The sequence below is a fragment of the Vibrio sp. V43_P6S15P86 genome, from assembly GCF_009904725.1.
Lineage (GTDB): Bacteria > Pseudomonadota > Gammaproteobacteria > Enterobacterales > Vibrionaceae > Vibrio > Vibrio diabolicus.
Window position 1 is genome coordinate 1 of record NZ_WXWT01000040.1, and the last position, 11,035, is coordinate 11,035.

At 45.3% G+C, this 11,035-nt stretch carries 8 protein-coding genes; 5 read left to right on the forward strand and 3 right to left on the reverse strand.

What is annotated here, in order from left to right; genetic code table 11:
- Positions 1–127 precede the first annotated feature (127 nt).
- The 4 genes from CAG69_RS01790 to CAG69_RS01805 all read left to right on the forward strand — a co-directional run bounded on the left by CAG69_RS01790 (position 128) and on the right by CAG69_RS01805 (position 6,391).
- A complete protein-coding gene (locus CAG69_RS01790) occupies positions 128–1,345 on the forward strand; it encodes an AAA family ATPase (protein WP_005374503.1) in 1,218 nt (405 codons plus the stop codon).
- A 7-nt stretch (positions 1,346–1,352) separates the two neighbouring features.
- Positions 1,353–2,327 (forward strand): ParB/RepB/Spo0J family partition protein, encoded by a 975-nt coding sequence (locus tag CAG69_RS01795; RefSeq protein ID WP_005374504.1) that lies wholly within the window; start codon positions 1,353–1,355, stop codon positions 2,325–2,327.
- Positions 2,328–2,432: 105 nt separating this feature from the next.
- Entirely contained in the window at positions 2,433–4,460 is a 2,028-nt protein-coding gene (locus tag CAG69_RS01800) for a tRNA(Met) cytidine acetyltransferase TmcA (RefSeq protein ID WP_161442448.1), read from the forward strand.
- A 251-nt stretch (positions 4,461–4,711) separates the two neighbouring features.
- The gene (locus CAG69_RS01805) at positions 4,712–6,391 is read left to right on the forward strand and encodes a DUF342 domain-containing protein (protein WP_161442450.1); all 1,680 of its coding nucleotides are present in this window, start codon (positions 4,712–4,714) and stop codon (positions 6,389–6,391) included.
- A 56-nt stretch (positions 6,392–6,447) separates the two neighbouring features.
- Here the strand turns inward: CAG69_RS01805 and catC are convergent, their stop codons facing one another.
- Positions 6,448–7,107 (reverse strand): type C chloramphenicol O-acetyltransferase, encoded by a 660-nt coding sequence (gene catC / locus CAG69_RS01810; RefSeq protein ID WP_161442452.1) that lies wholly within the window; start codon positions 7,105–7,107, stop codon positions 6,448–6,450.
- Positions 7,108–7,195: 88 nt separating this feature from the next.
- Here catC and CAG69_RS01815 point away from each other — a divergent pair, with 88 nt between their 5' ends.
- Complete coding sequence (locus CAG69_RS01815; RefSeq protein ID WP_104972132.1) at positions 7,196–8,107, forward strand: LysR family transcriptional regulator; 912 nt, start codon at positions 7,196–7,198, stop codon at positions 8,105–8,107.
- Between the two features lie 208 nt (positions 8,108–8,315).
- On the opposite strand, the gene CAG69_RS01820 is transcribed toward CAG69_RS01815, so the two are convergent.
- Both CAG69_RS01820 and murP read right to left on the reverse strand, forming a co-directional pair.
- Complete coding sequence (locus CAG69_RS01820) at positions 8,316–9,371, reverse strand: porin (RefSeq protein WP_161442454.1); 1,056 nt, start codon at positions 9,369–9,371, stop codon at positions 8,316–8,318.
- Between the two features lie 148 nt (positions 9,372–9,519).
- A complete protein-coding gene (gene murP, locus CAG69_RS01825) occupies positions 9,520–10,974 on the reverse strand; it encodes a PTS N-acetylmuramic acid transporter subunit IIBC (RefSeq protein ID WP_005500182.1) in 1,455 nt (484 codons plus the stop codon).
- Positions 10,975–11,035 lie beyond the last annotated feature (61 nt).

Below are 11,035 nucleotides of genomic sequence, written 5' to 3' on the forward strand. Positions count from 1 at the left end.
TCATAAAAGCGTCGATTTGAGTGTTTTTTTATGTGATGGTTATTCAAAATGTTTGTTCACCTTTTTGTTGTTTTTGGTCTTTACTGCTGTACAATTGCAATTATAAATCCTTCCAACGGAATTTGGCATGAAAAGAGAAAAAACGATTGAAAACCTTCTTGAGTTAGCGGAGCTGACTCAGCAGGTTCAAGCTGACCGTATTGAAATTGTTTTAGAAGAGCGAAGCGATAACTACTTCCCACCAATGTCGAAAGCGATGATGGAAACCCGTTCTGGTCTAACTCGCCGTAAGCTCGACGACGCGATTGGTAAAATGGAAGCCGCTGGGCATCAATTTACCAAAAACAACGCGAATCATTATTCAATTACGTTAGAAGAAGCACACATGCTCATGGATGCGGCTGAAGTGCCTAAATTTCATGAGCGTAAAAAGAATTCAGGTAACAAACCTTGGATTATTAATGTGCAGAACCAAAAGGGCGGTACAGGTAAATCAATGACCGCGGTTCATTTAGCGGCATGTTTAGCGCTAAATTTGGATAAACGATACCGTATTTGTTTAATCGACTTAGACCCACAAGGCTCGTTACGTTTATTCCTCAACCCGCAAATCAGCATGGCAGAGCATGATAATATCTATTCTGCGGTAGACATTATGTTGGGTAACGTGCCTGATGGTGTGGAAATTGACAGTGAATTTTTACGTAAAAACGTATTGCTGCCAACGCAATATCCGAACTTAAAGTCGATTTCAGCGTTTCCAGAAGACGCGATGTTTAATGCGGAAGCATGGCAAACGCTATCTGAAGACCCATCACTCGATATCGTCCGTCTGCTGAAAGAGCAACTGATTGATAAAATTGCTGATGACTTCGATATCATTATGATTGATACCGGTCCACACGTTGACCCATTAGTATGGAATGCTATGTATGCATCAAATGCCTTGCTAATTCCTTGTGCGGCTAAGCGTCTGGACTGGGCTTCAACAGTAAACTTCTTCCAGCATTTGCCTACGGTATATGAAATGTTCCCGGAGGACTGGAATGGTCTTGAGTTTGTTCGCTTGATGCCAACCATGTTTGAGGACGACAATAAGAAGCAAGTTTCTGTTTTAACTGAAATGAACTATCTTCTAGGTGACCAAGTTATGATGGCTACTATTCCTCGTAGCCGTGCGTTTGAAACCTGTGCCGATACCTACAGCACAGTATTTGATCTGACAGTAAGCGATTTTGAAGGCGGTAAGAAGACACTAGCTACCGCGCAAGACGCTGTTCATAAAAGCGCACTGGAATTAGAGCGTGTGCTGCACTCTAATTGGCCGTCATTGAATCAGGGGTAATAAGTAAATGGCTTTGAAAACGTCTGAATTAAACGCGAAATTATTTGGCAAAACGAATAAGCGTCGTGTTGTGACTCCGCAAGAGGCGCAAACTGCGGCAAAAGAGAAAGCTCAAACGATTGAACTAGCAGTTGCAGGTGAAAATATTGTTCAGTTTGAACTTGTGCGTATTCCTGCAAATAAAGTTGCGACAGAAACGACAGTATTTGTTGATAACGCTCGTGAGCAATCGTTCTTAAATGAACATGCTTTATCTGATGTTTTAGTCACACTCAAAGAGCGTGGCCAACAATATCCAGCTGTGGGTCGTAGAACTGAAGATGGCAAGATCGAAGTTTTAGATGGTAGCCGTCGTCGCATGTCTTGTATCCTCGCTGAACAAGATTTTTTGGTTTATGTTGCTGACAACATCAATACTGACCATGCTAAGTTTTTGTCTGATGTGGCAAATGCTCACAAACCGCTCTCTTTATATGAAAAAGGGAAAGAGATGCAGGCTAAGCTTGATAGCGGTGAAGCTGAGGATCAGAAAGCATTGGCAAAAATGTTCCAGTGCAGTGAAGCGTTGGTAAGTGGCGCTTTAAAAGCCGCAGCATTACCGTTAGAACTGCTTCAAGCGTATCCGAATGTTGGCGATCTCGGTCGCCCAACAATCGTGAAACTGCACAAACAGTTTTCAACGCTAACGCCGGAGCAGCAGCAAGAGCTGTTAGATAAATGTCGCTCTAGCGAAGGGTTTTTATGGCAGCGAAGCACAGCTCAAGGCGTTGCTCGTCTGACAAAAGAAGTAACGGAAAGCATCGAAAATTGGATTACTGAGCTTGCACCAGCAAAACCTGGTAAGAAGACGGAAAAAGTCGACTTAGTTAAAGGTCGAGCAAGCTATAGCCGAAAAGGTAGCAGCCTAGCGTTGAACTTGAAGAAAGTTGACGACAGCTTAATGGAAGAGATTCTTGCGTTTGTACAAACCAAACTGCAATAACAAATGATGATTGAATCAACCGCCTCCGGGCGGTTTTTTTATATCTGAGAAGCGTCAAATTAAAGATGTGATACCATTGCGTCAGTTCAACGTTGGATAGACAAAATGCAGACACAATCTGATTTCCTTTCATCACTTCAACATCAAGCTCACCAATCTTTCCAAAGGATTGGTGTTGTCATTCAAGGCGAGGCTTCTTGGCAAAATGCGTTGATGTCAGAGTTCCATAAAACGCAGCGCCATCAACGTTGGTTTTCTGTTGGTGATTTTGGTTTGAAAAACGTATCCAGTGTTTCGTCTAAACAAGGGCACATGTTGCTAGGCAGAGAGTGTGACGTTCTATTGTTTGATGCTCGAAATGGCTTTGACGCAAATAGCTTTACCGCCGCGCTTGGCTCATTGTTTGGCGGTGGTCTTCTTATTATCATTGCTGAGCCTCGACAACCTACGAATTTTGCTCAGCAATGGATGCACAAACAATGGGAGAAGCTCGTTGTTATCGAGCAAGACAAACCATTGCCAACGGCTCCAGACATCAAGCAAGCAGAAAAAGAAAGCCACTACACGGAACAAGAACATGCCATTTCTCTAATTGAAAAGGTGGTGACAGGACATCGAAAGCGACCATTAATTTTGACCGCTGATCGTGGGCGTGGAAAAACAAGTGCCCTCGGCATTGCGTGTGCGAACTTATTACAGCAGAAGCCACTTAGAATCTTAATTACGGCACCATCTATAAAAGCTGTTGAGCCTGTTTACCAACATGCTTTGCGGTTACTTCCTAATGCGCAGCGTATTAGGAAGGACAGATTAGAATCAGGGCAGGGAGCCATTCAATTCATTGCTCCTGACGAACTTATATCGAGCCGACCTGAATGTGATTTGTTACTTGTCGATGAAGCGGCTGCAATTCCAGTTCCTATGCTCAAAAGCATTACCGAACATTATCATCGACTCGTTTTTTCTACGACTATTCACGGTTATGAAGGTTGTGGCCGGGGCTTTACGATTAAATTTGTTGATTGGCTTCAGAAACAGCGTTCGGGGATGAAAACGTGGCACATGACACAGCCCATCCGCTGGAGCATGAATGATGCGCTCGAATCATGGCTCTATGACGCGTTTTTGTTGGATGCGGAGTTAACGCACCATCAACTTAACCAGGTCGACTCAATTTCCCTTTCTAAAGCCGATAAGGACGATTTGATATCGCAGCCTAGTTTGCTGCGCGAGGGCTTTGCTCTTTTGGTTAATGCTCATTATCAGACCTCGCCGAATGATTTGATTCACCTTTTGCAAGACGACAACAGTCAGCTCTATTTTGCTAAGCAAGATAATGTGGTTGTGGGGGTAATATTAGCGGTCGAAGAGGGTGGGCTTGACGCCGAATTGGTTGAAGAAATTCAGCTTGGTAAGCGTCGTCCTAAAGGACACTTAGCCCCAGTTACGATTGCAAACCACCTAGGATTTCCGAATGTCGCGAATCTATCGACGCTGCGAGTCATGAGAATTGCTGTTCATCCGGAATTGCAAGGAAGAGGCATCGGTCAAAAAATGCTGCAGCAACTTGATCAAATGGCGGCTAAGCACATTGCTTACTTATCCACGAGTTTCGGTGCGACGGAAGAGTTAGTCCATTTCTGGCGACAATCGAACTTCCGTGCAATTCGCTTAGGGTCAATGCGCGATGCTGCTAGCGGTTGTTATTCAGTCTTGATGGTCAAACCTTGTGATTCCCAACAGACGGCTTGGGTCGACCAATCTCAGGCGCTATTTGAAGAAATGTTGTCTAACAATGTGGCTGACGTCTATCCAAAATTAGAAGCCTCTATTTTTCGAGCTCTATTACCGCAACCTTTGGGAATGAGTCCACTTCATCCCGCTAAGTTATTACTAATTGAATGCTATGCTGATGGTGGTAACAGTTATGAGTCCGTGTCTGCTTGGCTTCAGCAGTGGTTACTTAACTTAGGTTTGAACTCCGCTTCCGACTTGATGATCAGTAAGCTTTTTCTTAACCGTAGTTGGACTGAATGTGCTCTGCAATTTGGTTTACCTGGAAGAAGGCAAGTTGAGCAGCAGTTAAGGGACGAAGTAAGACACATTTGGAACGATTTACACTGTAAACACTAAAGGGAAATTTACACTGTAAATGAAATTATTAGGAGCTGATTTTACACTGTAAATCCAGCTCCTTTTTATTTCGGCGTGTATTTTGATTGAGCTTTAGGTTAAATCGAAATGCTCTCTTAATATCTGTTTAACCGTTATTGATGGATTACTTTCTTTAGTGACGTGAGCCCTATAATAAGAAATGCGAGGTTTGTTCAGAAAACGGATTTGGGTAGACTGAAAGTGTTGATGGGAAGCAAAGTGGTAAGGGTATGTGGAAGCTGTGTCTTGAGTTATCTGAAGATAAGAGCAAGGTGATAGCCCGTCTTCCGGGGGAAGTGGATCTCGGTGGTGAGCTAAATCAAAATGAATTAAACGAGCAGCTCGTCGCAATGAACGCTGAAAAGATGTTTGTTGTTGAGGGGGAAGTCGTGAGATTCATTAACTGCGCCAAAGAACGTAAAGCCGAGGCCTATGAAGGCATCGTCATTGCGGAAAAACGCAACGCGCAAGTTGAGGTTGAATTGTCGAATAATGACATGCTCGCCAGTATGAACGTTGTCGGCGCGTACGGAGGCCGAGGTTTACGTGGCCCCGAGATTGTTCAAGCTCTTGCTCAAGCGCGAGTTTCGAAAGGCATCAACAAACTGGCTTTGAAGAAAGTGTTGGTTGTCAGCACTCAGCTCAAACCAGGCGAAACTTTTTCTCAACCTGTAGCGGTTGGTAAGCAACCTATCAAAGGCAAAGACGCTCTTTTTACTCCTCTTGTTAAAGACATCGCCAAACGCATCCTCAAACCCAAAGACGGCCAATCTGCTAGCGACAAAATTGATTTACGTAATCTCGGTGAGACTATCGCGGTTGGCGTAGGCGATGAGGTGATGCGCCGAACGCCTGCGACCAAAGGCACGCCTGGTTTTACTGTTCAAGGGCGAGTGATTCCTCCACAAGCCGGAAAAGACAGCCCAATGAAGCCGGGCAAAGGCACTGAGATAAGCAAGCAAGACCCAAACCTATTGATTGCATCGGTATCCGGTACGCCTCTGATTAAAGACAAAACCATCGAAGTTGATAACGCACTCTGCCTCAATAGCGTTGGCGTGAATACAGGCCACGTGAAATTCAAAGGGAATGTGATTATCGGTGGCAACATTGAATCTGGCATGATTGTTAAAGCGACGGGCTCTATTACTGTAGGCGGCTTCATTGAATCGGCTGACGTACAAGCGCAAGACGACATCCAAGTTGGTAAAGGGATCATTGGCCACACCGTGAGTGATGGCCAGCCAAAGAGTTGTCACGTCAAAGCCAAAGGTTCAATTCGTGCCAGCTACGCCCAATATTGTGATTTGCAAGCCGGCGAAGATATTGAGTTGGCGGTGCACAGCATGAATAACGATATTGTTTGTGGGCGCAATCTGACGGTGCTAGATGCGAACGGTAGGAACGGTACGCTCAGCGGCGGGGATGCAAAAGTCGGTGACAAAGTAGTGTGTTTACAATTGGGCGTAGAAGGCGACACCGCCACTAAGGTAGAAGCGTTCGCGCGATATTCTGCATTTAAGGAGCGATTAGCAGAGCTCAAAGATCAATACAAACGCGCTCAAGAAGGCACGATGGATGTGATTCGTAAAGAGCTCGAATTTAAGAAACGTCCTAAAGCCGAACGTACCGACGAAGAACAAGCTCAGATTGATGTGATGAAAACACAAAACAACGAGCAGCTTGAAGCGATAAAGCAAAAGCTAGAGCAAACGGAACATGACTTTGAAGTCGCGTTAGAAGAAAATATTGTCGAAGCCAAAGAGCGTGTATTCACTCGCGTGACGGTGCAGTTTGGCGACGAACAAGTAACGACAAAGCGTACTCATGGCGGTTGTTCGTTTCGTTTCAATCAATACGAAATTAAAGTCTCGGCGAACTTGGAAGAAGAGGACGTCGCTGCGGTTTAAGCTTTCTTACTCACTGAGCCCACACGTCGCAACAAAATGTGTGGGCTTTTGTTTATCTACAAATCGACAATGTGCTCTTGATAGTAGTCCGCAAGCGCACCGACTTGGCTGCTACACATTACTTTCATTGCTTGTTTAATGTGTTCTATTGGCCAGTTCCACCATTGGATATTGAGTAGAGTTTCAATCTCTTTATCGCTGAATCGTTGACGTACGACTTGGTTGTTTCCAACCACCACCGAATAAGGTTGCACGTCTTTCGTCACTACGGTGCGTGCTCCGATGACGGCTCCATCGCCGATGTTTACTCCGGGCATGATCATCGCCTCGCTGCCAATCCAAACATCGTTCCCCACCACCGTGTCTCCGGCACGCTCGAAACCGTCTTGTACGCCTTCTCCAAATTCTTCAGGAGAGAAGGGGAATGTCGAAATCCAGTCAATGCGATGACCTTGGTTGCCTGCCATCATGAAGGTGGTTCCAGAAGCGATAGAACAAAACTTGCCAATGATTAATTTGTCGATGCTATCGGGTTCCCTACTTTGCCATTCTTGAAGTGTGACGGGGTCACCCAACAAGTAGCGTACCGCTTGCTCTTCGAAGCTTTTTTGATGATAGAAGCCCGAGTAATAGCTGTAATCGCCAACGATGATATTGGGATTTGTGATGTGATCTTTAATGACTTGACCTTTTAACCACGTGTCGAAAACACTCATAACTCATCCTTTCAAATTTAGGTTGTACAGAGTTTAGATGCTTTCTATTATTTCCAGTAGTTTGATTTTAGAGATTCAGAATTACTGTATGGAAATAAAATGGCTCAGCTACGTACCACTTTACGTCGCTTTGTGCGAAGAGCGAAGTATTGCTGGCGCGGCAAAGCGCCTGAATTGTTCGAATGCGCATGTAAGTCGGCAACTTAAACAGCTTGAAGAGATATTGTCGGTGCAGCTTATTCAGCGAACTACGCGCCAGTTTAATTTGACCTACGATGGTTTGCGGTTTTATCAGCAGGTAAAGCAACTGCTCGAAGGCGCTGAGCAGATTAATGAACAAGTCATGGCAAACGAGATCGTATCGGGAAAATTGAGAATAGCGGCGTCTGCTTCTTTTGGAGCCGCGTTACTCAGCCAAACATTGATCGAGTTTCGATTGCAACATCCACAAGTGAGCGTCGAAGTGATCTTCACAGAGACACCTCTCGACTTGATTGAGGCTGGGTTTGATATCGCATTCTACTTTACCGATAATCCTCCAGAGGGATACGTCGGCCATCAGCTACGCACTTTACACTGTAAACCAATCGCTCATCGCTCGTATTTAGCTGATAAACCAAATGTAAGTACGCCAGAGAATCTTGGTGACTTAGAGCACATCCTTTATAAAAGTCGCGACTTGGTGTTAGATAAATGGACGTTTACGCATAAGCAAACTCAGCAGCAGTGCAGTATTGGGTTAGAAAGTACGCTGAGTTTTAATCTTGTCCGGTCCATGTTGGATGCTACTTTGGCTGGTTGTGGTGTTGCCATGTTAGATGAATTTGCGCTGGCCGAACTCGAACCTGCACAAAAAGAACAACTCGTGAGTTTGCTGCCAGATTGGCAAACGGATGCGATTTTGCCGCTTTATCTGCTTTACCCAAAACGTGAGCACTTACCAAGAAGAACGCGAGCGTTCATTGATCACTTTAGGAACATATATTCTGTCGGCGAGTAACAACAGCAAACTTAGTGACAATAGAGGAAGCAAAGGAATGCGAAAACACTGTCACCAGTTTTCCTGATGCAGGCGTGTTGGTCAAAACAGGTAACGAAGAAAACATATTGCGAGGGTGAGCTTCTTCAAATCAGCATTAAAGGCAATAACTACTGACCGGACATAGAAGAAGCTCATGGATTCAGCTAACTTACATTAAGTATCGTGCTTACAGCTCGTAACGTAGACCTAAGTGGTAGTAGCTTTCGTCTGCGTGCGCACCGCCAAACGAGACTTCTTGTCCATTGCTGTAGCCACGCGAGCCGTTACGATCAACGTAGTTTGTGTAGATAGAAGAACGAGGCGTCAGTTTGTATTGCACTTCTAGCGTTGTATCTTTCAGCTCTAGCTCGTCACCATCACTGTTTTCTAAAGAACGATAACCAGCACGTAGTACCCATTCGTCATTTACACTGTAAACCGCCGTTAGTTCCATCACTTTGTCGGTACTGGTTTGTGAGTAATAGCCCTCTAGTTCATCTTCCGAGTACAACGCACCCAACATCAAATCACCTAGGTAGTAACGCGTACCTGCGCCCCAGAATGTGTAATCGGTGTCGTTGCTTTCACGTGCATCACCTTTATTCTTCTGCATCGCCACCACAGGTGCCAAGGTACCCAAATTTCCCATGTCTAGCGTATAACGCAGTGCAGTGTTGTAACCGTAGTCGAGCTCAGAAGGGTTGTTTCCTAAAATGTACGCGACAGAAAAATCAAAATTACCTAGGTTGTTTTGGTATTGCAGCGTGCCATCTTGACGGAAAACTTGCGTCGCGGTTTTGTCGACTTTATTCGCTTGGCGCGCCATAGAAACATCGGAAGAGGCGAACACATCACCAATGTCGGTAAACATAATCAATCCAGATGCCACGCGACCACCTGTAATGCGACCATAATCTTTCGCATCAATCCCCGCCCATACATAACGCGCGGTCAGAGACGGCTTGTCGTTTACTTGGTTTGCGTATTCAGCGGCACCCACTTGGTATTGCGCTTGGCCGATGATCGACGCGTACTCGTTGATGGTTTGTGAACCGTTTAAACCAATACGGCCATCAAACTCGCCATTTGCATCGCCGTGCTCGTCATTTTTACTGGTGACATTAAAACCAAGACGAGAGTAAATATTTAAAACTGACCCATCTTCCGCTTGATACAGCTGCGCTGCCATTGCGTTTGATGCCATCAATGTAGGGAGAAGTAGAGTCAAAATGTGTTTTTTCATGATTAACGACCTTTCATTTCTATTGTTTTAGATACGACAAAGCCCCTTCCGAGTAACGGAATAAGAAAAATTGTCGTGAAGTAGAGAGAGGGTGCGCCCTTGTTTGCCAAGGGCGCGAGCTAGTCCATTCCTATAGGGGAAGAATGATTTAGCTTAAATCGACGTCTTTGCAGCCAAAGAAGTAAGTCGCGAGGAAGCCGACGATGTAAGAGATAAGCAGGCCGGCAACAAACACCATCATGCCCGGGAAGATGCCATTTTCAGATGTCATGAGAGGAATCGCCACGATACCGGACGGGCCAAACACCGTATTAAGACCAACTGGTAAGCCAAGGTAAGAAACTAAACCGATAAAGAAGCCGCCCGCAGCACCACCAATACAAGCGGTAACGAATGGTTTTACGCGTGGTAATGTCACGCCGTAAATCAATGGTTCGCCAATGCCTAGAAGACCCGGAATAATAGCGCCTTTAACTTGAGTGCGCAGTAGAGCGTCTTTTTTGGCTTTGAAATACAGCGCCATTGACGCGCCAACCTGACCGCCACCAGCCATCGCCAGGATAGGGAATAGCGAGTTAAAGCCCTGTGCTTCCATCAATGCAAAATACACTGGAACAAAACCTTGGTGGATGCCAAACACCACAGAAATTAAGAACAAACCTGCCAAGATTGCAGCGCCTAATGGGTTATCGTTTAAGTTGAGGAACAACCAAGACATCCCTTTAAATAACTCGCCGCCGATCGGCATGATGATCAAGAAGGTTACCGCACCCATGATCAATAGAGTGATAACGGACGTTAAGATCATATCCAGATCATCTGGCATGTATTGACGAACCTTACGCTCGACTTGCGCACCGATGATCGCTGCCAAAAGTACGCCGATAATGTTGCCGCGCGGATCAATCGCAAAGCCGAAAAACTCGTTCATGCCAGAGTAAATGCCGGATGTCGCCTCTGGGTTGTAACCCAGCACAAACAAAGAGGCGAGAATGGCACCATTAACACCAGAGCCGCCAAATGCTTGCTGCGCGTTGTAACCAATCAGAATACTTAGGAAAGCAAACAGACCCTTACCAAAGACTTTCATGTAGGCGATCAAATCCAGCATAAACTGGCTTGGTGTCTGGTCGAGAACAAACATCTGTTCCAATAACGTCGCAAAACCTAGCAACAAACCAGCGGCAATAAAACCAGGAATCAACGGCGTAAAGATGGTAGCAAACTTGCTTAAAAAACGCTGAACCGCACTGGTTTGTTTGCTCTTCATCTGCTTTTTCTGCTCGGCCGCGACGGCAGAAAGATCTTGTTGCGGCATATCTGGTTCTTCACTGTCACCAGAGGTTAAGCTGTCGATCAATTGATTCATCATCTCAGCCGCTTGTTGAGCTTTTCCGGGACCGAGAATGATCTGAAATTGCTCATCGCTTTCCACCACACCCATTACGCCGGGAATTTGCTTGATAACTGACTGATCAGCCAAGCCATTGTTGGCGAGCGATAAACGCAAACGCGTCATACAGTTACCACATTTGCTTACGTTGCTACTGCCACCCACTGCGGACAGCAACTGCGATACTGTGTTTGAAGTTATTTTTGCCATAGGGTCTATCCTTCAGAACTCGGATTATTTAGTTATTATTTAGTGCTGCGCGAATAAAACC